Annotated in this window: 24 protein-coding genes; 10 read left to right on the top strand and 14 right to left on the bottom strand. The window is 41.3% G+C overall.

The features are described from left to right. Positions 1-27: 27 nt before the first annotated feature. Positions 28-3,078 (bottom strand): TMAO reductase system sensor histidine kinase/response regulator TorS, encoded by a 3,051-nt coding sequence (gene torS / locus EGC86_RS10005; protein ID WP_123777434.1) that lies wholly within the window; start codon positions 3,076-3,078, stop codon positions 28-30. Positions 3,079-3,145: 67 nt separating this feature from the next. Between torS and torT the strand changes: the two genes are divergently transcribed. Further along, positions 3,146-4,219, top strand: coding sequence for a TMAO reductase system periplasmic protein TorT (gene torT / locus EGC86_RS10000; RefSeq protein WP_123777433.1), 1,074 nt, complete (start codon positions 3,146-3,148; stop codon positions 4,217-4,219). Here torT and torR read toward each other — a convergent pair. From torR to EGC86_RS09985, 3 genes are all read right to left on the bottom strand, one after another. Then, on the bottom strand, positions 4,209-4,934 hold the full coding sequence (gene torR / locus EGC86_RS09995) for a two-component system response regulator TorR (RefSeq protein WP_011637451.1): 726 nt from the start codon (positions 4,932-4,934) through the stop codon (positions 4,209-4,211). The genes torT and torR overlap by 11 nt on opposite strands. 199 nt (positions 4,935-5,133) lie before the next feature. After that, positions 5,134-5,883: a TorF family putative porin gene (locus tag EGC86_RS09990; RefSeq protein WP_123777432.1), complete on the bottom strand. Its 750-nt coding sequence runs from the start codon at positions 5,881-5,883 to the stop codon at positions 5,134-5,136. Positions 5,884-6,188: 305 nt separating this feature from the next. Then, positions 6,189-7,613, bottom strand: coding sequence for a LysM peptidoglycan-binding domain-containing protein (locus EGC86_RS09985; RefSeq protein ID WP_123777431.1), 1,425 nt, complete (start codon positions 7,611-7,613; stop codon positions 6,189-6,191). Between the two features lie 492 nt (positions 7,614-8,105). Here EGC86_RS09985 and EGC86_RS09980 point away from each other — a divergent pair, with 492 nt between their 5' ends. From EGC86_RS09980 to EGC86_RS09965, 4 genes are all read left to right on the top strand, one after another. Beyond that, entirely contained in the window at positions 8,106-8,912 is an 807-nt protein-coding gene (locus EGC86_RS09980; RefSeq protein WP_123777430.1) for an alpha/beta fold hydrolase, read from the top strand. Continuing rightward, on the top strand, positions 8,909-9,832 hold the full coding sequence (locus EGC86_RS09975) for a GGDEF domain-containing protein (RefSeq protein ID WP_123777429.1): 924 nt from the start codon (positions 8,909-8,911) through the stop codon (positions 9,830-9,832). The genes EGC86_RS09980 and EGC86_RS09975 overlap by 4 nt, the downstream gene beginning before the upstream one ends. A 343-nt stretch (positions 9,833-10,175) precedes the next feature. Continuing rightward, positions 10,176-11,744, top strand: coding sequence for a YjjI family glycine radical enzyme (locus EGC86_RS09970; RefSeq protein WP_123777428.1), 1,569 nt, complete (start codon positions 10,176-10,178; stop codon positions 11,742-11,744). Further along, complete coding sequence (locus EGC86_RS09965) at positions 11,737-12,711, top strand: YjjW family glycine radical enzyme activase (RefSeq protein WP_123777427.1); 975 nt, start codon at positions 11,737-11,739, stop codon at positions 12,709-12,711. The genes EGC86_RS09970 and EGC86_RS09965 overlap by 8 nt, the downstream gene beginning before the upstream one ends. A gap of 169 nt (positions 12,712-12,880) precedes the next feature. Here the strand turns inward: EGC86_RS09965 and EGC86_RS09960 are convergent, their stop codons facing one another. Further along, positions 12,881-13,801, bottom strand: coding sequence for a LysR family transcriptional regulator (locus EGC86_RS09960; protein ID WP_123777426.1), 921 nt, complete (start codon positions 13,799-13,801; stop codon positions 12,881-12,883). Between the two features lie 505 nt (positions 13,802-14,306). Here EGC86_RS09960 and EGC86_RS09955 point away from each other — a divergent pair. The 4 genes from EGC86_RS09955 to EGC86_RS09940 are packed head-to-tail and all read left to right on the top strand — an operon-like array spanning position 14,307 to position 17,061. Further along, positions 14,307-14,948 (top strand): peroxiredoxin, encoded by a 642-nt coding sequence (locus EGC86_RS09955; RefSeq protein ID WP_123777425.1) that lies wholly within the window; start codon positions 14,307-14,309, stop codon positions 14,946-14,948. 56 nt (positions 14,949-15,004) lie between these two features. Next, positions 15,005-15,874, top strand: a complete 870-nt coding sequence (locus tag EGC86_RS09950) for an MBL fold metallo-hydrolase (RefSeq protein ID WP_123777424.1) — start codon at positions 15,005-15,007, stop codon at positions 15,872-15,874. 14 nt (positions 15,875-15,888) lie between these two features. Further along, entirely contained in the window at positions 15,889-16,641 is a 753-nt protein-coding gene (locus EGC86_RS09945; protein ID WP_011637441.1) for a sulfite exporter TauE/SafE family protein, read from the top strand. A gap of 15 nt (positions 16,642-16,656) precedes the next feature. After that, complete coding sequence (locus EGC86_RS09940) at positions 16,657-17,061, top strand: rhodanese-like domain-containing protein (RefSeq protein WP_011637440.1); 405 nt, start codon at positions 16,657-16,659, stop codon at positions 17,059-17,061. 134 nt (positions 17,062-17,195) lie between these two features. Here EGC86_RS09940 and EGC86_RS09935 read toward each other — a convergent pair whose 3' ends face one another. After that, complete coding sequence (locus tag EGC86_RS09935) at positions 17,196-18,062, bottom strand: MBL fold metallo-hydrolase (protein WP_123777423.1); 867 nt, start codon at positions 18,060-18,062, stop codon at positions 17,196-17,198. 264 nt (positions 18,063-18,326) lie between these two features. After that, positions 18,327-18,971: a Tll0287-like domain-containing protein gene (locus tag EGC86_RS09930; RefSeq protein WP_245423135.1), complete on the bottom strand. Its 645-nt coding sequence runs from the start codon at positions 18,969-18,971 to the stop codon at positions 18,327-18,329. 333 nt (positions 18,972-19,304) lie between these two features. Between EGC86_RS09930 and EGC86_RS09925 the strand changes: the two genes are divergently transcribed. Next, the gene (locus EGC86_RS09925; RefSeq protein WP_123777422.1) at positions 19,305-20,621 is read left to right on the top strand and encodes a sigma-54 interaction domain-containing protein; all 1,317 of its coding nucleotides are present in this window, start codon (positions 19,305-19,307) and stop codon (positions 20,619-20,621) included. A gap of 37 nt (positions 20,622-20,658) precedes the next feature. Here the strand turns inward: EGC86_RS09925 and EGC86_RS09920 are convergent, their stop codons facing one another. From EGC86_RS09920 to EGC86_RS09890, 7 genes are all read right to left on the bottom strand, one after another. Further along, the gene (locus tag EGC86_RS09920; RefSeq protein ID WP_165872399.1) at positions 20,659-21,207 is read right to left on the bottom strand and encodes a NifB/NifX family molybdenum-iron cluster-binding protein; all 549 of its coding nucleotides are present in this window, start codon (positions 21,205-21,207) and stop codon (positions 20,659-20,661) included. A 462-nt stretch (positions 21,208-21,669) separates the two neighbouring features. Next, positions 21,670-22,113 carry a YybH family protein gene (locus EGC86_RS09915; RefSeq protein WP_123777916.1) on the bottom strand — a complete coding sequence of 148 codons (444 nt, stop codon included), beginning with the start codon at positions 22,111-22,113 and terminating at the stop codon, positions 21,670-21,672. A gap of 75 nt (positions 22,114-22,188) precedes the next feature. Next, on the bottom strand, positions 22,189-23,097 hold the full coding sequence (locus tag EGC86_RS09910) for a copper resistance D family protein (protein WP_123777420.1): 909 nt from the start codon (positions 23,095-23,097) through the stop codon (positions 22,189-22,191). Positions 23,098-23,111: 14 nt separating this feature from the next. Continuing rightward, positions 23,112-23,534: a copper resistance CopC family protein gene (locus tag EGC86_RS09905; protein WP_123777419.1), complete on the bottom strand. Its 423-nt coding sequence runs from the start codon at positions 23,532-23,534 to the stop codon at positions 23,112-23,114. 115 nt (positions 23,535-23,649) lie between these two features. Beyond that, positions 23,650-24,363 carry a copper resistance protein B gene (locus tag EGC86_RS09900; protein ID WP_123777418.1) on the bottom strand — a complete coding sequence of 238 codons (714 nt, stop codon included), beginning with the start codon at positions 24,361-24,363 and terminating at the stop codon, positions 23,650-23,652. 11 nt (positions 24,364-24,374) lie between these two features. Beyond that, entirely contained in the window at positions 24,375-26,408 is a 2,034-nt protein-coding gene (locus EGC86_RS09895; RefSeq protein WP_123777417.1) for a copper resistance system multicopper oxidase, read from the bottom strand. After that, positions 26,405-26,920 carry a DUF411 domain-containing protein gene (locus tag EGC86_RS09890; RefSeq protein ID WP_123777416.1) on the bottom strand — a complete coding sequence of 172 codons (516 nt, stop codon included), beginning with the start codon at positions 26,918-26,920 and terminating at the stop codon, positions 26,405-26,407. The genes EGC86_RS09895 and EGC86_RS09890 overlap by 4 nt, the downstream gene beginning before the upstream one ends. Positions 26,921-26,998 lie beyond the last annotated feature (78 nt).

The raw sequence follows: 26,998 nt of genomic DNA, 5'->3' as shown, positions 1-26,998 counted from the left end.
CATTCCAGGACCATGATTTATAACAACTTAGCTGACTAGTTTTAACTCAAGTGCGTTAATAGATGCTTGACACATTTGTTTAAGCAGCTGATATGAACCATCACTAATGCCATCTTTTTCTAATTGTTTGCACAACTGACTCAACTGAATAAAGCCAATACTGGCACTACTGCCTTTAAGAGCGTGTAACGCTTTTGCCCTATCAGCAGGTAAAGCTGCCAGTGCATTGATATGTTGTGTACTACTGACTTTAAATAGCGCCAACATCTCTTTAACAGCTTCTGTACCAAGATATTGTAAGTCTTCATTAATTTGCTTTTCATCGAGTAAAGGCTGATTGTCTTCATTACAAACTGAAAATTTTTGATCTATGGTCGTTTGTGTAAAGCCTTTGTGTTTATCCATCTTAGTTAACTTATTCGTGTTGTCGCTGTTGATTGCTGACTTGTCACTTGCATCACCAATCCAATTGGCTAAAAACTTCATATTAAGCGGTTTGGCTAATACGTCGTCAAAGCCCGCTGCTCGATACTCGTTTATGTCATCATGTTGAATTTGTGCCGTAAAAGCGGCTATGCTGATGTTTTTTTGGGCTGCATTAGCAATATTCTTCAACTCTACCAATAACTCAATTCCTGAGCCATCACCTAATTGAATATCAAGCATAATGCCGTCAAACTGCAACGCACTATCGACGTTAAACAACGCTCTTGCTTGAGTACAACTAGCAGCCAGTACGGAATGATGTCCAAGATGTGCTAAAAACCCTTGGGCCACCATGGAATTGACTTTGTTGTCTTCGATAACGAGTACACATTTAGGATCAACTTTAGGTAATGTTGCACAGATAACCTCATGTTCTTGCTCACAGATGTGCAATGGCAAACTAAAACCAAAGGTGGAACCCTCACCCACTTTACTATTGACCCAAATAGAATCATTGGCAGTATTAACCTCATTCATTAACGAGACTAATTCTTTACAAATTGCGAGCCCGAGTCCTGTGCCTCTGGTTCTGCCTTGATTAGGCTGTGCACCATAGGCGATAAACAATTGATCCATGGCCTTTTTACTTATGCCAACGCCAGTATCTGCCACTTCAAAGGTTAATTGTTTTTCGACCACATTTACCCGTAATGTAACCTCTCCTGCTGGAGTGAATTTAATGGCATTGCCGAGCAAATTAAACAACACTTGGCGCAATTTGGGGCCATCTACCGTTATCCATTTAGGTAAATTACCGCGAACTAAATATAACGAGATACCTGACAATCCCGCACCAGCTAACATGATTGCCATCACTTCATCGAGCAGCTCATTAAGCGCAACAGCCCGTGGTTCGTTAGTTAATTTACCTTGCTCCAAACGGGAAAAGTCCAAAATATCATTAAGTACATTTTGCAGTAAGGTGCCGCTGTATTGCGATAATGCCAACATTTGTTTTTGTGCTGGAGGTAATGGCGAGTGACTCAGTAAAGTCAGGGTGCCTAAAAGACCATTTAGCGGAGTACGGATTTCATGGCTCATGGTCGCTAAAAATAGCGATTTTGCCTTGTTAGCTTGTTCTGCCATCACTCTAGCCGTCGAATGCCCTTTTGCTTCAGCGTCTAGTTGACGGTTGGTTTCAGCCAGTTCGAGTGTACGTGCCTGCACGGTACTTTCAAGTGAGGCTTTATGGGCAAATAATTCTGATGCCGTTTGTTGTAATTCAGATTGCAGTGCTTGATTGTGCGCGGTTTTTTGTTTAAAAGCTTCAATGGCAGAAGCCATCGCGGTGAGTTCATCGTCTCCGTGAGGATCAAGTACTACTTCGGTATTGCCCTGACTTAATTGAGATAATGCTGCAGTTGCTTCACTTAGGCGTAAAGCGATACCTTTATAAATAACTCGATAAACCACCAACAGCATAATGATTAACATCAAAATACCTGTCGCCCACAGTCCTGATTTAGCCCACAGTAATTGCTGTAAAAAATTACTTCGGGCATGTTCTGCCTGTAGCTGTTGTGCTTTCATTGCGCTATCGACTGACTTATTCAGTTGGCCTAATTTATCCGTCAGCGTTAACAGCTGCGCATTTTGTTTCGTTAGCAATTGAGCATATTGCTGCTGCAAACTTAAGCCAACATTCACCTCCCTTAACATTATCAATTGGTGCTCAAGCTCTGTCGCTCTAACCGGATCTCGAATTAAGCCTTTAAGTAATTCTAGAGGCATTAAATCAATTTGCCCACTCGTGCCTGAAGCAGTATAAGGGCTCGGTATTTCATTACCGTTTTGGGAGTTATCGCGAGTAGAATTAATGGTATAAGTCGTTGGAGACAGTACTCGAGCCATATTGTCGAGTACGTTATTTAATCCAAGTTGTTGTTCTGGAGACTGTAATAACTGCCCTACTAACTCAATGTGATGGATCAATCCCAAAGCTCGATTTAAACGTTCACGGACATCCAAGTCTTGTTCTATGATGGAGTCCAAAAGTTGGGCACTTTGTTCAGCACCAACCACTTGAGGGTAAGCTAAACTCAACTTGGCCAGAATGGTTGAATCGACCACAGCTTGTTCTGCTTCAAGTAAAACACTACTCTTACTGGCTGCTTCCGCGAGTGCGCTTCCTTTATTATTCAATTGAGCCGCCAACACTAAACGTTTACCCACTTGGCGGCCGAATACCGATAAGTCATGGATAATTTCACCAGCTAATAGCGCTAATTGCTTATCTTTATCGACACCATGATTTTGTAGATTTAACGAATTGAGTCGTTCAATAGCGGAAAGTAAATTAGTGCTTTCGAGTGACAACTTACGCCCAAGGAAAACGCGTTGTGCCTCTTGTTCCACTCGTTCCAGCGCTTGGGCATTGTCGAGCAAGCCATTAGAAGACTGCATCAATTGCCTTGCAGCCTCAGATGCGGGTAACGCCTCTTCATATAAATATTGGTCAGCAAGCTTTACCCAATAAAGCGAAATGCTGCCAAGGCTAACTAACATTAACAATAACAATCCGAGCAGACAAAATGCCAACATAAGGCGACCCACTAAGCTCTTGCCTGATAGTGATAAAGTGCTCACAGTCATTCCTTAAAATGTTATAATTACAAAAAATCTTAGTGTTCTGTTTAGAAACCTTAATCGAGACAATATAATGCGCCGACTTATTTATTTGCTCATAGCTTGCTTAGGGACAATACCATTACTTGCTGAGGCTACATTAGATTCTAGCTGGACATTACAACAGCGGACGCCATTTAATGCCAAAATTCAAACAGTAAAAGCGATACAATATAATCAACTGACTTCGGCCAAAAAGCCTTGGCAGATCTGTGCCTTAGTACCTCACCTCAAAGATGCTTATTGGATCGGCATTGATTACGGTTTGGTGTCAAAAGCCAGCCAATTAGGCATTAATTTAGAATTATTTGAAGCCGGCAGTTATTACAGAAAAGAGCAACAACTAAAACAACTTGAATACTGCCTTAATCAGCCGTTCGATGCCATCTTACTCGGTGCCGTGGCCCCTAATTTACTTGATAACTATCCGGGACAGATTAATAAACCCATCATAGCGTTAGTGAATAGACTCGATAACCCCATGATAACGACTCGTGTAGGCGTTAATTGGTATCAAATGGGCTGGGAAGCTGGCCACTTTATTGCTAAAGCTGTTAAAAAAATACCGCCATCATCTCCAGTAACACTCGCACTACTAACTGGTCCAGAAAGTGTTGGTGGCAGCGATTGGGTTGAGCTCGGTATTCAAGATGCTATTGCCAATAGTCATATTGAGATTACATCAATTCGCCATACCGATAATAATCGTGACCTTTATCGTGACCAACTTCATAATCTGCTTAATGATCATATTCCTAGCTATATTATAGGCAGTGCTGTTGCTATCGAAGCAGCAATTGGAACATTGCAACATAAACAATTAACTGGCCAAGTAAAGCTTGTGAGCAGTTATCTATCGCCAGCGACATTGCGAGGACTGCATCGTAATAAAGTCGCTTTCAGCAGTGATGATCAAGTGGTGTTACAAGGTAAGTTGGCAATAGACATCATGGTAAAACTACTTGAGGGAGCACAATCATTTGGTGATATTGGCCCACAAATACAGGCGTTAGAACAAGGAAAGGTGCAACTCGATATGTTTAATAACAGCTTAGCCCCTGCAAGTTTTTACCCTATTTACCGCGTGACGCCAAAAACTAATCTTTAATCTTTGTCGCAAACAAATAGCCTTCGCCATGAACCGTTACAAACAGGTCAGCCTGTAGCTTGTTTCGTAATCGACGAATAATGACATCAATGGTTCTATCATTTACATCTTCATTACGGTGGCTTGTTTGCTGCATTAGTCGCTCACGAGATAGTACTTGCTGCGGATGCAATGCAAAGGCGGTAAGTAATTCGAACTCTGCTTTAGTCAGCTTTATCACCTCGTCACCACGACTCAGTTTTCGGCTGTTTAACTCAAGAATATATTTATCGAACGCAATGATATCGTCACACTGTTCAAATTGTTCTACAACGTCTTGCTGTGCTTTTTTAACTAATGAAATTCGCCACAACAAATTTTTAACTCTTACTAATAGTTCTCTTAATTCAAATGGCTTAGTCACATAATCATCAGCGCCCATTTCAAGACCAACGATTTTATCAATGGTTTCATCACGACCTGTGACTAAAATAATGCCAACGTCCGAACGACTTCTCAGTTCACGTGCCAAGCTCAAACCATCGGTACCGGGTAAGTTAATATCTAACATCACCAAATCGATATGTTGATTTGTAAACTGTTGCCACATCTGTTCGCCGTCTCCAGCTTCAAGCACCCGATAACCTTCACGCTCAAAATAACCTTTTAATCGAGCTCGGATCACTGCTTCATCGTCAACGACGAGTACTGTATTTGTTAAACCAGGATGTGCCATCGTCCAATCCAGATAGTGTTGCTAATAATGGTCGTTATTATTCATAACTTTTCATATTTTCCTATAAAGATATACAAGGAATGAGTGGCAGCTAGCAAAATTGGTTTATAAAAAAGGACCTAGATCACATAATGGGGATATGTAAAACAAGATCCAATTATATTTGTCGTTTAGCAATAAAAGACGTTATGTTTTTATATTAGAAACTTTTGCTGATGCCGACAACCACTCGGTCATCAAAGATTTTTGTTTGAGTGCCATAGACCTTATGATCGCTATCCATGGTACTTCCATGATAACGAACATCAAAATTGAGGCCGGCATAGGCTTTACTCACTCCCAAATTCCAGTGTCCCCAACCTTCTGCTCCATTACCATCTAAATCTTGGTAGCCGATACTTGCTGAAACATGTAAACCATTGTCAAACTGATAGCTCGGATGAACGGCATAGTTAACACCTTGCCAGCCCTCTACGCCAAACCAATCGTCGATTGTTGGAGTCACTTCTAATTGCACATTTGCATGACCAAATTGTTTACCGACTTTTATCCACAGTTCGGTATAATTTGAATATGAGGCACCTGGATACAGGTAAGAAAAAACCATAACGTCGTAACTGATACCACTATCGCCAAACTCACCTGCTTTACCTATATAAGGTGCAGTAACAATTTCTAAATTTGGGTCTGCAAATTTGATATTGGAAGCAAATACACCGGCATACCAGCCCAGATCATTACTCCACCCTAGAGTACCTTGTACCACTGGTACTTCTGCATCCATCGTTTCTGATTCGCCGCGGAAAACATAATCTGAAGCAAAGGTTAATTTACCAGTTATGGCTCCATCGAAGACATTATCATCTGCAGCATTGGCAAAAGAGGTAGCCGATAAGATTAGACTGCCTAACAAAATTGACTGAGCTAGTTGAGTTTTTCTAATGTTCATATTCATTACCCTAAAATATATGTTCTTGTTGATAGGGTGACTATATTCAAAACTTATGAATGGCTGTTGAGTGGGTTATGAACTGATGGGAAACAAATATGAAAAAATATGAACACTAAGATTTAACATCACTCAAGCCTTGTGGGTAACTCTATTAAACGATCTGTATAATCAAAAGTGTCCAGATGGCAAAGCTGGATTTCGATGTGCTTCACAAGGTTAAATCGATAAATACTCACATTTATGTAACGCTCAACTTTTACAACATTTGAGCTATTGTGCTTATCAGTTTTTAAACAACAGGGTTACAATTGAGTCTGCTGTTGCTGGAAGGGCTGTTGATAAAACTGCAGGGTTTTGCCTACCGTCAACTTGTCTTTGTCCGTCATTTTGTTCCAAGCGATAATTTGTTCAACACTGACCTTATACACTTTGGCAATACTCCAAAGAGTATCGCCATATTTTACCGTGTGATCGCTCCGAACTGCTGGCTGATTAGATGTGGTGATGGTCCTTGGTTGTTTGTTTGGTGCAGCTTGCTTTTTGCTTGATACTTGAGCTGTGTTTGTTGAAGCGAGTTCGACCTCTGGTGTCATGCCCGATACGCCTTGTGGCATATACAAAAATTGACCCGCAACGATCTTATCGCCATTAATGTCATTCATCGCTTTTATTTCAGACACCGTTGTAAGGTGATGTTTTGCAATGACACTAATATTATCGCCAGATCTAATCTGATATTTAAACCATTTCACTCTAGCGCTAATATCAGTATCCGCAAGAGCTTGTTTAAACTCACTGACTTTACTCACTGGTACTATCAATTGATGCGGTCCATCGGGTGATGTTGCCCAGCGATTAAACCCTGGATTCAATTTTTGTAACCGAGCAATGGATATATTGGCTAGATCGGCAGCAACTGCGATGTCAATTTGGCTACCGACATCAATTACTTCAACTAGTGGTTTATTAGGAATGGATTTAAGACTGATGCCGTAGCTTTCAGAATGTTTAATCACGTCTGCTATTGCCAGCAATTGTGGTACATATTGCCGAGTTTCTTTAGGTAAGGGTAAAGACCAAAAGTCGGTGCTTAGCCCTCTGGCTTCATTATATCTAATCGCCTCACGCAAGCGCCCTTCACCGGCGTTGTATGCAGCTAATGCATATAACCAGTTGTCAGTTTTTTTATACAGGTATTCGAGCATATCTAATGCAGCGGTAGTTGCAGCAGGCACATCCCTTCTGCCGTCATACCACCAATTCATCTCTAGGCCAAAATGGCTGGCCATTGGGGAGGTAAATTGCCACAGGCCTGATGCGTCGGCACTGGAATAAGCGAAAGGATTAAATGAACTTTCTACCATAGGGAGTAAGGCGAGTTCGATGGGTAAATCTCGATGTTCAAACTCTTGGACGATTAAATATAAAAACGGCTTGGCGCGCTGAGATATCTGCTCAAGATGCTGTGGGTTATTAATATACCAATCACGGTATTGGTTAACTAATTGTTGGTCTGGAATGGGCATGTCCATTGAATAACGAATGCGTTCCCACACATCACCGCTGTCTTGATAATTGCGCCGAGCTAACAATTTGGGAACTTTCAATGATGTTAGTTTATTCACACCATTAAGACTTTTTTCTGCTTCGGCGTCTTCTACAGCAACAGTTTGGCAACCACTCAACAGGATAAAACCTGTCGCAATAAGGAAGATTGATGCTCTCAATTAAAGGTGTTCCTCAGTGATTACGCTGCTTTGTTAGTGTTATAGCGCGAGTTATTTCAGAAAAAGTTGTACATTGTAATTTAGTTTTATTTTTCTATCCATCTGTTTTAAAGCGTCTGTTTGATCAACTCATGGTGCTAACTTCTTTTATTAAGCCGTTATTAGACAACGCTAGCCTACTTCACGCCCTTTTAGGGATATATAGGTATAGCAGTGTTCATTGTGTATACTTCAACCGTGGTGTTAACATTGTTGTAACTATTGGGATCCAATCAGGTTTACCCACATAAGAGATTATGCTCTTTTGTTGTGACTCATAACGAGCAGGTTAACAATTTGCTTTTACCTTAACAAATTGTGCTCAGGCTATTAAAAAGTTTATTCTGATTTTCAGAGTGTCGGTATTTTACTTTTATCCGTTAAACATCTACTGTTTAGCCAATAAATCCAGCAGGTAGTCATTATTGGTCACCTGATAAAAATGGAAAAATTATGTCTCATTCAAATGCTGTTCTTGTTAAAAATAATGTTAAATTAATCGGTAATGGTAGCAAAACCTTAGTTCTCGCACATGGGTTTGGTTGCGATCAAAATATGTGGCGTTTTTTAACCCCAGAACTGATGAAGCACTTTACTATTGTTCTATTTGATTATGTTGGTTCAGGTGCTTCCGATATCTCTCAATATAGTAAAAAACGTTATGGTCAACTTGAAGGATATGCAGAAGACATCATCGAAATATGTGATGCTTTACATTTATCTGACGCCATTTTTATAGGACATTCCGTTAGTAGTATCATTGGTGCGATTGCTGCAATTCAAAAACCTAAATTATTTTCTAAGTTGGTAATGGTGTGTCCTTCACCCTGTTTTTTAAACTTCCCTCCTGATTACTTTGGCGGATTTGATAAGGAAGACTTACTCGAATTGTTAAATCTAATGGACAAAAATTATATTGGCTGGGCAAATTATTTAGCCCCGTTAGTAATGGGAACAACCAATTCGGATGAACTTATTGGTGAGTTATCAGGCAGCTTTTGTTCTACCGACCCTGTTATAGCGAAGAGCTTTGCTGAAGCGACTTTTTTATCTGATTACCGTTACCTGCTAAAAGAGATTACACAACCGTGTTTAATTTTACAAAGTGAAAATGATGCCCTGGCAGCAACATCTGTTGGTGAGTTTATTGCTAGCGAAATAGCCCATAGTGAACTTAACATTATCGCTGCCCATGGCCATTGTCTGCATATGACTCACCCTGAAGCAATCTTAAAATCGATAATGAAATTCGCTAAATGATCACCACGCTAAAGAGTAAACTCAACAGTCATACAGCATTCGATTACTCTCCGGATAATTTTCAGTGCGGTGCTTTAGTCACCAATGCATCAAACATTATTATTTATGTAAACACATACTTTACCGACGAACTATTGTGGAAGCCGGGGCAACTTATTGGCAAAAATGCTGATATCATTTTCACCCAATCTTCCAGAATATTTTTTCAAAGTTATTTAATTCCAACACTTTTACACGAACAAATTTGTGAAGAAATGCAGCTGATTATTTTTAATGCTGAAGGCTTACGAATTCCGATAACGGTAAATGCTCGTTTAAGCGATGACGGCTGTATTTATTGGAGTTTTTTCAATGCCTCCAAAAGAGACCAACTTTATGATGAGTTAATAAAAACAAGAGAAAAACTTGAGGAGCAAGCTGAAAAATTAAAATTGCTTGCTTCAACTGACGAGTTAACACAGTTATTAAATAGAAGAGAAATGAAATATCGTAGTACGTTAGCACTTGAACAAGCGACTCGATCGGAACAATCTGTTGGTTTATTACTGTTAGATATCGATCATTTTAAAATTATTAATGACAGCTTTGGTCATTTAGAAGGCGATCGAGTACTGAAAGAGCTCGGGCATATTTTGAAGAATTTTTGTAGACAAACCGATCTTGTCTCTCGCTTTGGCGGCGAAGAATTTTTGATATTGCTACCCGATACGAACAAAAGTGATACTTTATTATTTTGTAACAGACTCCAAGACAGCATCTCGCAAATTAAAGTGGGTGACGACGCACTAACTGTCAGTATTGGGGTCAGCATTTGTGATGATAAAAGACAATTTACAGATTTATTTACTCAAGCGGATAAAGCTATGTATAAAGCAAAAGCACTTGGAAGAAATAGAACTGAAATTTATTGTTTGGATTAAGCCTGTTAGTTTTGCTACAAAACCAGTAACACCCTACTTAAAAAGCGTTCGTCACACTATCCCAACAATTTCAAGTTTGCCCGCTCAGCGCACAGCAACGTAATAACGAAGTAATGTAATAATCTAATAACGTTGCTCTTTATCGATTGCGATTTTTCTGCCTCTCATTGTTTATTGGGTTCATTACTCACTAGTCCACATGTTCTGTCATTTGGGATGTGATCTTCATCATCGGATTTCGATTTTATCAATGCCAACGTTGACTATTTTCACTGTTTAAACCTCCTACCTTTCAGTAGATTAGTTGTTATCAAGCATTCATCTATAAAAAGTGAGTTTCATCATGACATTACAAGATAACATTGAGAAAATTGTCACCCACCCTCACCTTTCTCCAAAGCAAAAATCGAATTATTTAGCATTAGAAGCTGAAAACAGTCTGCCTTATGTGGCGGTGTCTGAACGGTTAAATAATGCCATGAAACAAGGTATTATCTGCGATATGTTTGAAGGTCATGCGCCATTTAAACCGCGTTATGTGTTGCCAGATTATGCCAAATACCTGCAGCAAGGATCTGAGTATTTGGAGCTGTCGCCCGCCGAAGACTTTGATGACGCCTTAAATGCATTAACCATTCTTTATTTTCATGTGCCATCGGTGACGAATATCCCAGTTTACTTAGGCCAATTAGATACGTTATTAATGCCTTTTACACAGGGGCTTGATGCTGAAGCCATCTATCGTAAGCTCAAGCGGTTTTGGATATTACTCGACCGCACGTTACCCGATGCGTTTATGCATGTGAATATTGGCCCAACTGATAACATTATTTGCCGAACCATTTTGCGTATAGATGCAGAATTACAACAAATTGCCCCCAATCTAACCTTCATGTATGACCCTGCCGTAACGCCAGATGATTTATTATTTCAGGCCACCAGCAATATTTGTCAATGCGGTAAACCTCATATTGCCAACTATCCGCTACATGCCGACGCCTTCGATGCTCGTGGTTTTGGGATTGTAAGTTGTTATAACGCATTACCGTTAGCTGGCGGAGCCAATACCTTGGTGCGCGTTAACCTCAAAGAAGTCGCTCTAAACGCTAACAGTATTGATGATTTTTTTGCCCAAACGCTGCCATATTACAGCCAACTCGCATTTGAGCTTATTGAAGCTCGTTCGGCATTTTTACACCAACAATCTCATTTCTTTGACAGTTTTTTAGTTAAGGAACAGTTGATCGATGAATCTCGCTTTGCACCTATGTTCGGTATTTATGGTATGGCTGAAGCGGTCAATATTTTACAAGCCTTACTACCTAATGCTGCTGAGATTACAACTACCAATGTCGCAAGCAAACCCAATACAGGCTACGGCCATAACCCAGATGCAAATGAACTTGGACTCAGAGTATCTGCAGCTTTAGACAACATAGTAAAGTCGACACTGGTCACTTATGGTTATAACGGTCGCGCCTTATTGCATTCTCAAAGTGGCATTAGTTTGGATAAAAATGTCACCCCTGGCGTGCGTATTCCCTATGGCTCAGAACCAGACCCTATTAGTCATATTCAAGCACTAGCTAAACATCATCAATATTATACTGCCGGAATAAGCGATATTTTAACCATAGATGAAACCGTTAAAGCTAATCCTCAAGCGATGTTCCAACTCTGTAAAGGCGCTCTTAGTTCAGGTTTTAGAGAGTTTAGTGCCAATGTTGCTAATAACGATTTAGTCCGTGTTACTGGTTATATGGTTAAACGCTCGGACATTGAAACTTTTAAGCAATGCGGTTCACGCACCAACACCACAGGACTAGCTGCTGAAGCCGCAATCAATACGGGGATATTTCAACGTCAAGCTCGGGTAATTGCTCACGAACAAGCTCCTTTTATTCATGAGTAAACATGCCGTTGTCAGTCAAATACTGCCATTTTCCTGTGTCGACGGGCCTGGCAGTCGTTTGGTGATATTTTTGCAAGGCTGCAACTATCAATGCAAAAATTGTCATAATCCTCACACGATCAGTTTGTGTGATGCTTGTGGTGACTGCATTGATAGCTGCCCTGAACAGGCGTTGAGTCTTATTCATTCACAAGCTTTGCCGTTACCCCAAATGCGGTCACAAGAAATGTCGTTACATGGAGATCCAATACCAGTTAATCATTCACCATGTAGTTCGCCATGTAGTTCTCCAAGTAAGCCCCATATTGTCTGGGACAGCACCAAATGCAGCCAATGCGATACTTGCCTTGCGGTATGCCCTAGACAATCGACGCCTAAAACGTCTCATTACACCGTTGAGCAAATGCTAGAGGTTATCTACGGACAACGTCATTTTATCAATGGCATTACACTCAGTGGCGGCGAAGCGAGCTTACAATTGCCTTTTATTATTGAGCTTTTTAGTGCGATAAAGTCCTCAGAACATTTATCGCATCTAAGTTGTATGCTCGACACCAATGGCAGCTTGAGCTCAACAGGTTGGCATAAGCTACTGCCATTTTTAGATGGCGCAATGGTTGATTTAAAAGCATGGCAACAAGATACCCATCATTACATCACAGGGCGTGATAACCAGCCGGTATTTACGTCAATCGAGTTACTGACTCAGCACAATAAATTGTATGAAGTAAGACTGTTACACATTCCCGGCATCACGGATTATGAGCATGATGTTGACGCCCTGGTCGGGTATTTATCCAACCTCCCCACAGAGACTCGGGTGAAGTTAAATGCGTTTCATCATCATGGTGTTAAAGGCATAGGCTCTACATGGCCACAATGTACTCAAGCGGATATAGCGCGTTTAGCAAATCAACTTACTCAGCGAGGAGTAACCAATATCGTCTTACCGTCGCTGTACATCTAATCTCTGTATTTAGCACCTATATTTAGCGTCTATAAGTAACGTCTATATGTAACTGAGGTTGAATAAATGACTAAGAAGGGTTTTCTTGGATTTAATGCCGAATCAATCCAATGATAAAGTACCATTTAATCAATACATAAAATCACTACATAAAATCGTATTGGTGCGGTTAACGACTGCAAAGCAATATTTGTTCATACAGCCAACGATGAGCAGGATCGTTCATACTTTGCCGATGCCACACAAGGCTATAAGCAACTTTGCCATAATCGATCGGTAACGGTTTGATCAGTAATCCTTTGGCTTGCTTGGCTATTGAGGCCCAGTGGCGCGAACAGGTAAATAGCAGTTCACTGTGATGGCACATTAACGCTGCGCTGCCAAAGTCAGGTACCGAAATCGGTATCGCCCGTTTCTTTGATTGCTGTGCTAGTAAAATATCAAAAAACGGTGTGCTCAAATCAGTATCAGTTATGCCGATATGGCTGAAATTTAAGTAGTCATCAAGGCTAATAGTCTGCTGTAACGCCAGTGGATGGCTAGCACTCATTAGGCAGACCATTTCATCGTTGATTAAGGTTTCCCAGACTAAGTCTTCATCGATATTGGTTGGTTGGCTTAAGTCATGTGGCAAAAGAATAAAATCCAACGAGCCCTTTACTAAGCCGTCAAAGCCGATGTTGTCTTTATTGTAAATATCGATATGGATATTGGGCGCTAAGTTGAGAATATGTGCCGTTAATGTGGCGGCTAACAACTCAAATGTACTTTCGCGCATCGCCAGCGAAAAGCTACCTTGATAATGTTGTGGCTTGAACACATCCTGGTTCATGATCTGATTCATATCATTAATCATCTGCTTAACACTTGGGCCTAGTCGTCGTGCTAATGCAGTGGCGATGAGTGAATTGCCATGACGATAGAATAATTCATCATGCAAACTTTCTCTTAGCTGACTTAAGGTTTTACTCACCGACGATGGGCTTAGACATAACCGTTCAGCACAGGCTGTGACACTGAGGGTTTCAAGCATCACATGCAAAGTGATCAAGTGTTTCATACTGATACGTGAAAGCTTGGCCAATTCCATTGCGATTTACTCTTTATAAGTCATGTATTTGTTTACGAAAATATAAACCTAAATCACTTTGCGGTATACGCTTCACAAGCATAATCAAGACCCGCTTCACATTGCTAACGGTTAAATATAATTTCTTCCGAAATCAGCTCTATTTTTTAATCCATATAATGTGGCTTTATGCACAGACTTGTTGATTACACGCTCAAAAACCTTACTAGTAACACCAATATTGCTTAGTCGGTTTAGTGATTGTGACAGTTAACGTGGTCATTTTTGTCTTTTGCGCCATTTATGACACGGTTAAAACATGACTTATAGTGTGGCTAATGTAAATAATCATCTAGCAACTAATCACGCCTTAAACTTTTACACATAAAATCAAACACTTATGATTACTTATGTTGTTTGCTATCATCTAACCGATATTGGCCTAGCTATTGCTATTACTAAGTATGCTTGCAATCTATTTTACAGATTAACGCTAACTTAACTTAATCATTATTGGAGTAATAACATGACTGACTCTATTGTTTCTTTCCCGCAATTAAACCGCCCAGCCCCTGCGTTTAATGCAAAAACAACACATGGCATGCGTTCACTTACAGATTATAAAGGCAAGTGGCTAGTGTTGTTCTCTCATCCTGCAGATTTTACCCCTGTTTGTACTACTGAGTTTATTGGGTTTGCTAAACGAGCTGAAGAATTTGCTCACATCAACACAGAATTATTAGGTTTATCCATCGACAGTGTTCATTCTCACATCGCTTGGGTACGTAACATTGAAGAAAACTTTGGCGTTGACATTACCTTCCCGATTATTTCCGACTTATCAATGGAAGTGGCTAAAGCTTACGGCATGATCCAACCTGGTGCGAGCGACACATCTGCCGTTCGCGCAACCTTTATTATCGATCCCGAAGGTGTGTTACGTGCCATGGTGTATTACCCAATGAGTAATGGTCGTTCTATAGATGAATTTGTTCGATTAGTAAAAGCGCTGCAAACCAGTGATGCAAATGGCATTGCGACTCCAGAAAACTGGCAACCTGGCGATGACGTTATAGTGCCACCGCCAGCAACTACTGCTGACGCTAAAGTACGATTATCCCAAGGCTACGATTACGTAGATTGGTATTTCAGTAAGAAGTCTCTTTAACACGTGGCAAGCTCAGGGACGCTTAGTCCCTGTGCACTATTTAACAGGAGCTTGTGATGATTTCAACATTTAGTGTCCATGAATTTTTAGATGAAGACAGTGAAACGTTCACTTATGTCGTTGCTGATAATACAACATCGTTTGCTGTCATTATTGACCCTGTTTTAGATTTTGATTATAAATCAGGTCGAACAGACACACGAAATGCTAATCGGGTTTTACATTGGATTGAACGTCAAGAGTTAACCGTAAAATGGATACTTGAAACCCATGCTCATGCCGATCATTTATCTGCAGCCAGTTATTTACGTGACAAAATTGGTGGCCAAATTGGTATTGGCGAGCACATCACCAAAGTACAACAGACCTTTAAAAAAGTTTTTAACCTAGACGCTAGCTTCTTGCCTAACGGCAGCCAATTTGACCATCTATTTAAACATAATGAGCTGTTACAAGTCGGTAATATGACCATTCGTGTTATGCACACACCGGGTCACACTCCGGCTGATCTTGCTTATATTATTAATGAGCAGGCCGCCTTTGTTGGAGACACCATTTTTATGCCCGACGTGGGTACCGCCAGATGCGATTTCCCTGGCGGGGATGCCAATACTTTGTACGATTCAATTCAAACATTATTTACCCTACCAGAAAGCACTGATCTCTATGTGTGTCATGACTACCCTACTGAAGGGCGCGGACATCAATTTAAAACTCAAGTCATCCAACAGAAACAGCACAATATCCATGTGAATGACACAATGACCAAATCTGCTTTTGTGACGCTTCGTCAACAACGAGACGCCACATTGCCCATGCCCAGGCTGATATTGCCCGCGATTCAAATCAATATTCGCGCGGGGCAAATGCCTGCACCTGAAGACAACGGCACTGTGTATTTAAAAATCCCGATTAACCTGCTTTAAGTTTAAGAGTAATCATGATGATACAAGCAATCATTGGCGCATTATTAATTGGTTTAGTGCTGAGTGTATTAGGGTCTGGTGGCTCCATTCTTACTGTTCCGGTGTTGCTTTACCTTATTGGAATGCAACCCCAATTAGCTATCGCTTCGTCATTGTGCATTGTGGGTGCCATCAGTTTAATCAGCAGTATGGGCTTTATTAAGCATAAAAAGGTCTCTTGGCCTCATGTGCTTTTGTTTGGTTTACCGGGCATGGCAGGCACCTATTTAGGCGCATGGTTAAGCAGCTTTTTTAGTAGCGACATACAACTCACTGTGTTTGTCATTTTGATGCTCATTGGCGCGGTGATGATGTGGCGAAATCAATCTAGCCGCTACCAAGCTGGCAAACTGAATATTGCTAAAATCTTGTCGCAAGGATTAGCGGTTGGTGTTGTCACCGGTTTTGTGGGTGTAGGTGGTGGTTTTTTAATTGTGCCTGCACTGGTGTTACTTGGCGGCATTGAAATGTCGCTGGCGATTGGTACCAGCTTACTGATTATTTCAATGAACTCACTGGTCGGTTTTGCTAAATATTACTCATTACTTTCAAGTAAAGGGTTTGAGTTCGATTGGTCGATTATTGCCATCATGATTGCTGGCGGACTTGTCGGCAGTATTGCCGGCCAATGGATAAACCAATATTTACCCAAAGCGGTTTTACAAAAAATATTTGCCGTTTTTTTAGTGCTAATGGCGCTATTCATTGTAACTAAATCCATTATTTGACATCACGAGGTACACATGAAAACTGCCCAGGAATACATAAGTGAGATTAAAACCCACATTATTGAAGTGAGTACCCAAGAATTGCTGACGGCAATGCTTAACCCTGATGTGATCATTATCGATGTTCGTGAGCATGATGAGTTTACGACGGGCCATATAGAAGGCGCAGTGAATTTTCCTCGTGGCGTATTAGAGATGAAAATACACGAACATCCTTTAGTCAGTCATCACTGTGAGTGGGTATTGGCATTAAATGAATTAGCTGATAAAGACATATACCTTATTTGTCGAACCGGTGGCCGTTCTGCACTGGCTGCTGCATCATTACAGGATATGGGCTTTAGCAAACCTATGTCTGTCGCCGGTGGCATGATGCAATGGCAACAAGATGGCTTTCCATTGGTGCCTCATAAGAAATAAATTAACTTAACATGAGTCAGCGTTATGTGGCTCATGGCTTATTATTTACTGATGGCTGCGGTTAATGGCTAACGGTATTAATTGTTAACGGTGCTAATTGCTAACAGTGCTAATGGCTGATTGTGTATTCACTTTTAGAGTTGGTTAAGCGGGATTTTAAGATAGTAGTTATCCCTACCTTCAGCTATTGGCATATTACCCGCACGAATATTAATTTGAATTGCGGCTAATAATAGTTGTTGTATCTCAGAGCCAATATGGCGTTGTTGATGCCGTTTAATAAACTCTGCTAGAGTGACTTTCCCCCCTACCACACTGTTATAGCGTTTTTGCGCAATCACCGATGTTTCTAACCCATTATCTGCACGTTTTTGTGCATGTGGATCATGGCCAACAAACACCCTAGTGCAATTTGGTAATGCCAATATTCGTTGAATTGAATGGTACAAGGTTATTGCGCTGCTATTAGGGAAATCAGCATTAACGGTGCCTAACTCCGGCGTAGACAAAGTGTCGCCTACAAACACAGCATCTTCAATAAGATAACTCACGCAGATTGGTGTATGACCCGGTGTATGCATAATGTGAATATCTAAATGCCCCAGTTTAATGAGTTCTTCATCCACAAATAATTGTTCAAATTGCTCGCCATTACATTTAAAACTATCATCAAGATTCAGTAATCGCTTAAAGGTATGTTGAACTTTGGTGATGTGCTCGCCAATTCCGGTCATCCCTCCGCGTTTTTTCTTGATATAACAGGCCGCAGAAATATGGTCGCTGTGGGCATGGGTTTCTAAAATCCATTCAACTTCAAATCCATGTTCATCGATATGCTCAATGATGCTATCAGCAAAACTCGTGCTTATGGTGCCAGACGCCATGTCAAAATCTAAAACAGGATCAATAATCGCACATTGACGGGTAGCAATATCTGTCACCACGTACGTAATCGTATGGCTAGCTTGATGATAAAAAGGATCGATACGGATTCTACTCATGACACATTAACTCCCAACACAATACACAGGTATTTGTCAGATAAAGCCTCAGATTAATATTGGTAATATTATCAACATCATTGAGTCAATGACTGAGGAGGGTTAATCACTACAGCATGATGTTAAATTAAACCATCAATGTAAACTGCGGATTAAGTCGCAACAAACAGCGAATTAATAAGCATTATTTGATTTAAGCTCCGAAGAATAAGGCTTAATGATAAAGCCCTATTCACGCGGTGGTCTGCTAGTGTTCATTTTCGGCTATGGCTTAGCGGTAACCGATGATGCAGGTGTTTCGATATCTTTTTTCAGTGAAAATGCGCCACGAATATCACCAAGGGCAAAGTTAACCGCTTTATCATCTGGATAGGTTTTGCTAAGCAATGCACTCACTTGCGGTTCAATATTACTTCCATGGCAACCTAAACATAATTGTTGCGCTGGTATGGCCTTCATATAACGAAACTGAGTGTTGCCATCATTGACGATAAACTCACTCGCCACGATTGGCTTATCTGCAGGTTGTTGTCCGGAGGCATTCACCAGCTCAAATTGCTGTAATTGCGATAACTCCCATTCATCTGGCGTATTGTCTGAATTACGCACACGCAAACTTGTTCGAGTCAGTGTCCAGCCCTCTTTCGAGTTTTCAGCGGCAATGGCTGGTGCAACCGATTTACACACCGACACCGCATTGATTAAGCCACCTTGTTTAATTGCGGCCTGTAACTGACCTTTTAACGCTTGGCTAAATTCGGCAATACGTTGATTAGCCTGTTGCTCAAGCACCTGCTGTTGCGTGAGTGATTCAGCATGGCAAAGGCTGCTCATGCCAGCAATCACTAATAACGCACTGATGTTACGTGCATTTAAAACCGTTTTTTTGTGCTTTGATGTTAATTTCATTATTTGTCATCCTCGTCTTCAAGTCGGGCAATTCCCATTAACTTCAGGGCATAATTTTCGTACATGGGTTCACTACTGCCAGTGCATCGTTCGGTCGTAAGCGCTATAACACAATCAATACAAAGCTTGTGCCATATCACGCTAGTAAGGTTTAATCGCTCAAAATCATTAGCTTAAACAATATTGAAATTAACAGGATACCCATGCTAGGTTGTTGAGTGACAAATGAGTGACAAATGAGTGACAAATATGACACCGTAATGACATTTATCGTGCTATTAATGTCATTATAAAGGTTGGCCGATTAATATAAATTGCAAGCGAGAGTAACCAATGAACAACACCACCGTTGTACAATCTATGATAAACGCCATTGATAAACCGGCGATTTTTATTACTCCCGATTATGTGATCCATGCGGTTAACCAAGCCTATAGAGAAACCTATGATGCCGACGTCATTTTAGGCCAAAGTAAATGCCATCAAATATCTCATCACAGTGACCAATCTTGCGATAAACACGGTGAGGAATGCCCGTTATTACAATGCCAGAGTACTAACCGAGCTGCCAGTGCAGTGCATATTCACAGCACGGTGCAAGGTAAGTCTTACTGCGACATTTTAATGAAACCCATAAAAGATAACAGTGGCATGGTATTGGGGTTCCTAGAGATTTTAGATGCTATAGATTACGCATCGACGGAATCAAAAAAAGGCACTATGGTCGGTCAGTCAGCGCCATTTAAGCTGATGCTCAACAGGATTAATCGAGCATCTCAATCCAATATAGCGGTACTGTTACAAGGTGAAACTGGTTCAGGTAAAGAATTAGTCGCTAAAGCGGTACATCAGGCCAGCAACCGAAATGATAAACCATTTGTGGTGATTGAATGTACTGGGCTGAGTGAAAACCTGTTCGAAAGTGAGCTGTTCGGTTATGAAAAAGGTGCATTTACAGGGGCGACAAGCAGTAAAAAAGGCTTGATTGAAATAGCGCACGGTGGAACGGTGTTTTTTGATGAAATTGGCGATGTACCGATGAACATGCAAGTGAAGTTACTCAGGTTACTTGAAACCCAGTGTTATCGTGCCGTCGGCGGATTAAAACAGAAACGTTCTGACTTTAGGCTAGTCAGTGCCAGCCATAAGAATTTACTCGATTTAGTTGAAAAAGGTGAATTTAGGCGCGACCTGTATTACCGCATTGCAGGATTTCCGATTTACTTACCCTCGTTACGTGAGCGCTATGATGACATTCCAACGCTGGTGAATCACTTTATTAAATATTCTGATTACAAACATAAAAAGTTTTCGAGCAATGCATTAACTCTTTTGAGTCGTTATGCATTTCCGGGAAATATTCGCGAATTGAAAAATATTATTGAGCAATCGGCACTTATCGCCAATGAGGATGTTATACACAGCAGTGATTTGCCTGAAAGCGTTCAACTTAGTCGCACATCTACGGATGAAAAAATTGCTGTAAAACTTAACACCGAACTGATGACGTTAGATGACATGGAATGTGCGTACCTTTCGCAGGTATGTGAGCAATATGCAGGATCGCCAGCCGAACTAGCGCTCACGCTTAATATCAGTGTGCGTACCTTATATCGAAAATTACAACGCTATGGTTTAAAGCTTAGCTAGCCACCACAACGCTGTGACAAAACATGCCTAGTGATCATTAATGAGCAATTAGTGGATGTTTTTTATTACAGCAACGTTTCATTGTAGCTGTTTCATTCGCCAATTCAGATTTAGACTCGCAGCAACGTTTATGTACCCCCGAGTCAGATTGGTTATGACAGTCTTCTTCACCATGAGCGTGTTGATGATCATGTTCATGGTTACAGCAACCACCATTGGCTTTCTTAGCAATATTATTGATTGATGGTCGCCCCTGACTTGCCTCGGTAAATGGCTCACAGTCCGCTAAATGACCACTAGCAAAATACTCTATTGCTGTGCGACCATTTTTTGCGTGAAATACACTCAACTGTTGGCTTAATAACTTAGATAAAAGCTGTTGGCCAATGTTGCGTACGATGACGCGATCCGCTCCATTTGCCAGTATCATACTGACCAATTGTTGTTTACCTTCACATCCTTCTGTTAATGCTGGGTTTGCAAAGCGCCCTTTTACTTGGCCTTGCTCATCAATGAATAGCATCTCATCGGCACGGCTAAAGTGGTTGGCAATATGTTGGTCTTTCATAGGTATGGCAGTAATCATCATGTCTCCTCATGTGCATTTTTAACAAATCGATTAAACGCAGTTGTTCCAACTTGGTTTATCGACATGCCACTGGGCTTAAAACAGCTTTTGCCGAGAGCGTCCTAGAATCTTCGTTTATTTTTGGAGGCTTGACATTATCTGCTTAAATTAATCGAATAATAGTAATTGGCATATGCAATATATACTCTTATTATTAGCATATGCCAATAATAATTTCGATTCTGGTTTGAGTTTTGTGACGCGTGACATTATTTATGATGACAAGTATTTTACCTGTCATAAGGCGTGCGAGGATTAAACAAAACGATGAAGGATGGTGAATGGATTGACTTAAAAAAGAGGAAATCCTTTTCCATAAAATATCATGTTATTACATGATATGAGTCTTTGTGGTTTTCTTGGGAGCACCTACAAAGTGGCTCGAGATAATCCTTTATCTACATGATGAACTTGTTATGTTTACGACCAGTGCACGTGGGTTATTTTCCAATGACCATCCGCTTGTTTAATTAACACAAGCGTTTCCATGGTCATTGAGTCAATACTTTTACCTTTATATTCACCTTGGGCGTGACTTATTGACGTTGAAATAGCAATGTCACCTGTAATCGTTATTTGGTGTTCTTTTGGCGTTATGGTTAACCCTTTTAAGTAGGCCATATCCGCAAGCATGTGATGATTGGCATACTCCGTAAGTGAACGTTCTACTTTTCCACCTTCATAAATTTGCACATTGGCTGCTAATGACTGCCTAACAATAGCCTCATTGCCCATTTGTAATGCAGCATGAAATTGTTTGACGACATTACCCGCGGCGGAATCAACACCGATAAACGCTTTTTGTTCTATAGGGTGAGTTTCATCACCATGGGCGAAGCTCAATGAGCTTTGTCCTGCGGACATCAGTAATATCCCGGTTGTTATGAGTATTGTTAAAGGTCTATTTTTCATTTTTATCTCTCTGTTAATTTATAGTGATTATCCAAGGCTCATAGGACCTAGCACGCTCGAAAGTACCGCTGTTGTCGCTAATATCAGTACTGCTATTAATGCTTCTAATCCAATCGATTTTTGTAGTTTTTGTTTTGCGAGTGATGGGTTCGCAATCGTTAATTTCGGTACTAAAACCAATTTATGCCATGCTGCTATAAGCAAAATGATAGCCACCAAACAGAGCTTGATGGTGACCGCAATACCATAATCGGAACTGAATAATTCAGTGGGACTATCAAACAACATCCACACCATTCCCATGCCTGAAAGCAACACTAGAATGACAATCACTATGCCTAAACGACCAAATGTATCCATGACATTTTTTATGACGATGTTGTCATCACTGTGGTCATCGGTGCTGCATAATTTCCATAATGGATAAAAAGCCCCTATCCAACTGCCAATGATCAACACGTGTATCAATATTAAGCCTTGAGCAAGCAATCCCAGTTCAGTGCTATGGCCAATAAAAGTAAACGTGACAGCAATTAACAGACAGCTGATAATCGCTAATACAGCTGAAAACGTTTTGATATAACGGTTCTTATGTAACAGTAAACCACTAGCCACTAGCATTAACCCAAAACCGATTAAGCGCCAAAGCACCGTTTGCCCTACCTGGGTTGGCCACAGAAAAGCATGCATCTGCGCATCAAATATTCCCATCAAGCCGTTTTCTGCAAAAGCCCCTACTTGCGCAAAATAATTGATACTGACGGCAATCAACCCCAAAACAGCACCTAGGCCGGTATATTTTGTAACGCTAATGCTCAGATTAAGTTGACCCTTAATGAGGTATTGCATCAATGTGCCGCCAATAACGGCGGCAACACTCAGATAGATAACCCATTTAGATATCAACACCGATATTTCAAATACGGTTAATATCATGTTTACTCATCCACTTATTGATGTGCAGTGTGCTCGCTAGTCTCATGCTCCATTGTCATAGGCGGTGCACTGCGAGTGTTCATGCCAGAGTCGTGAAGCATAAAGCTCATGTTGCCTTTCATCTTATGACCGTCGTCACCCATGATCATCCAGTTAACCGTGTAATTAGCTGCGCTTAATGCTGGTAGAGCGAATGAAAATGCTGCTTGGCTGGTCGCACTTGAAGGTAATGTTAGCGGTACGCTTTGTTGCTTCTCATCTTGCATTGTTAATTTGACCAAACGTACCGGAGCCGTAAAGGTCAGTTCAAGCGTTGTTGGGGCTTGACTTAGCATGGCACCGTTAGCGGGCATAGAACTGCCCAGTCCGACATGAGCAAATGCTGAAGCACTAAGGAATAGACTTGTTACGACTAAAACGCGGTTAAATAATTTCATGATATTTCCTTTTATATTGTTTTTAACGATCGAAAAACGGTTTACATAAATGATTAAATATTGGCTTAGCTAACATCTTGGCGCCAAGCTTATAACTCAGTGTACGAACGAGGACTTAGAACCACGCGCTAAAACCAATAACAAACTGGGTTTCTTGTGTATCTTCCCCTTCACTTCGGGCGTAATCGGCGGTATTACCGAGTTTCTGACGCCAATCAACACCGATATAGGGTGCGAACTCTCGAACAATCTCGTATCTCAATCGCAGCCCTGCACTGACGTCAGATAAGCCTGAGCCTATTCCAAGTTCAGCATCGTCTTTACCAAATAAATTAACTTCTACTTCAGGTGTGAGTATCAATTTTTGAGTGATTAACAGTTCATATTCCGCACTCACACGCATAGCCGTACGGCCTTGTTCACCGATGAATAAGGCCGCATCAATATCAAAGAAATATGGCGCTAACCCTTGAACCCCAATCACAGCCCAATTACGGTTCGGCGTCGGTTTGATATCGGTTTTAATACCGAATTGTACATCCCAGTATGGTGCGATGGGCTTACTGTAAAGAGCCTGAATTTCAAGGTCTTGCTTATCACTATTTGAATATTCACCTTCGGTTTTAAGCCACAACTTATTCAAATCGTAACCTAACCATGCTTGTGCACTAAACTGGGTAGGATCTTGCGGATCGACGCCTTTTTCAAATTGATCCAGCATGACTTTTGTTAATAGAGGGTCATCATTACCGCCGGCAAACACAGCTGAGCTAGTCAATGTGGCGCTCAGACTCAACAGTCCCAAGGCCATTAAATTCGTTTTATTCATCTGTATTCCCCTTATTTCACCACGACTTTTCTGAACATGCCTGGCATGTGGAATAACAAGTGGCAATGATATGCCCATTGCCCTTTTGCATCGGCGGTGACTAAGTAACTGATCTTAGAACCCGGCTGAACTAATACCGTGTGCTTACGGGGAATAAAATCAGCATCGCCTGTCTCTAACTCACTCCACATACCATGCAAATGCATAGGGTGAGTCATCATCGTGTCGTTCACTAAGGTGATCCGCAGTCTTTCTCCGTATACAAACTCTAATGGCGCGGCGTCCATAAATTTCACCCCATTCACAGACCACATATATCGGTTCATATTGCCGGTTAAATGCAGTTGAATTTCGCGGCTAGGTTGGCGTGTGTCGTAGGTAGGATGTAAGCCTTTAATATCGCCATAGGTTAATACTTTGCGATTGAATTGTTGTTGATGGTCACGCAATCCAATCCCAGGATCGTGTAAGCCACTTTTTGGCGCATCGGCACGCATATCCACTTGTGGGCCGAACTCGGTGTCAATGTGTTTAATTTCATTGTTACTGCCAAAGCCTGCAAGCCCTAGTCCTGAGACTGTCGCTTTCGCAGCGTCCATGGCCATTTTGCTGTGATCCATGCCTGACATATCACCGCCACCCATAGCCATCTTGCTGTGACCCATGCCAGGCATATCACCGCCGCCCATAGCCATTTTGCTATGATCCATGCCAGGCATATCACCGCCGCCCATAGCCATCTTGCTGTGGTCCATGCTTGGCATATCACCGCCACCCATGTCCATTTTGCTATGATCCATGCTAGGCATATCACCAGCGCCCATAGCCATTTTGCTATGATCCATACCGCTCATATCCATACCACTCATATCCATACCACTCATATCCATGCCCATATCACTGTGGCCAAGGACTGGCCTTGGATCCATTGGGGGAATAGGAGCATGTAAACTGGCATCTGAAGTAAGGTTACCTACCGTAAAGCCGGTACGGTCAATACTTTGAGCGAAAATACAGTAGGCATTATCAACCTCTGGCTCAATAACCACATCATAGGTTTCAGCAACACCTATTCGAAATTCATCCACAGAAACCGGTTGAATGTTCTGACCATCACTGGCGACAACACTCATCTTAAGGCCCGGTATACGCACATCAAATATGGTCATAGCAGAACTATTTATAAAGCGTAAGCGCACCTTCTCACCTTGTTTAAACAACCCTTGCCAGCCCTGTTGCGGTGGATTGCCATTCATTAAATAGGTGTAAGTTGAACCCGTAACATCAGATATGTCGCTGTCACTCATGCGCGCGTTATTCCACATCGAACGAGCGTTCCACGTATTGGCTAAGCCATTTTTATCTACGTCAGAGAAAAAATCCATTACCGTACGCTCACGGTAATTATAGTAATCGGCTTGTTTTTTTAATTTGGCATAAATATTTTCAGGGGCTTCGTCAGACCAATCAGACAGCATGATCACATAGTCACGGTCATATATGACCGGATCGGGGGTCGCTGGATCAATCACAATAGCGCCGAATAAACCGATTTGTTCTTGATAGCCTGAATGACTGTGATACCAATATGTGCCACTTTGCTGGACGGTAAATTGATACTCAAATGTTTCACCGGGTTTAATACCATCAAAGCTAAAGCCAGGCACACCGTCCATTTCGGTGGGTAAAATAATACCGTGCCAGTGAATAGAGCTATCATGGTCGAGATTGTTTTTTACTCTTAAGGTGACTGTTTCACCTTCTTTCCAACGTAATAACGGCGCGGGCAGTAATTGGTTTACCACAGTGGCCCGAGCAGATTTTCCGGTAAAATTAACCATTTTATAATCAATTGATAAGTCGAACACTTTGCCAGAAAGCTGGCTCAACGATTGGCTTAACGCATTGGCAACGGCATTTTTAGGGAAAGGGATCGACATCAATGCCAACATGGCGGATGCACCAAACACAAACCGGCGTCGGCTGTTGTTGAGTTCACTGTTTGTCGTTTGAATCATCGGTTTTATCATGTATTGAGATTTCATTGCACAGACTCCTCAAGCGAGTTCACTTGGGCGTAAACCTGGCTACTGCCATCATTTTTCAACAGTAAGACTTGGTATGGCATAAATTTATCTTGGTACTCCATACCTGGGCTGCCCACAGGCATAGCCGGAACGGTTAGGCCGATAGCATCTTTAGGGGGGGAGGCTAAAAAACGACTAATGAATTTTGCAGGGATATGCCCTTCAAACACATAACCTTGAGATGACACTGCGGTATGACAAGATTGCATTGAAGCAGGAATACCCTTTGACTGTTTAAACTCATAAAGGTTGTTAATATTGTGGGCATCAACATTAAATCCACGCTCACTAATATGAGTAAGCCATTTCTCACAACAGCCACAATTGGCATCTTTATAAACAGTGAGTAATGGCGCCGTAGTGCCGGGCTCCGCTGCATGGGCAGGTAACATCCCTCCCATAATTTGCAGAATAAAAATAGTACCTATGACACGAAAAAAACGAATAGAATTGCGATATAGAGCAGACATAATATTGCCTCCAAATCAAATTTCGTCACATTAAACAACGCAGTTTAATGTCAGTTTATTAACCGAAAAAAAGTTAAA

This window comes from Shewanella frigidimarina, assembly GCF_003797125.1.
In the GTDB taxonomy this organism is placed as follows: Bacteria; Pseudomonadota; Gammaproteobacteria; order Enterobacterales; family Shewanellaceae; genus Shewanella; species Shewanella frigidimarina.
The sequence above is the reverse complement of the archived record's forward strand: the minus strand, read 5'-3'. Positions and strand labels throughout refer to the sequence as shown.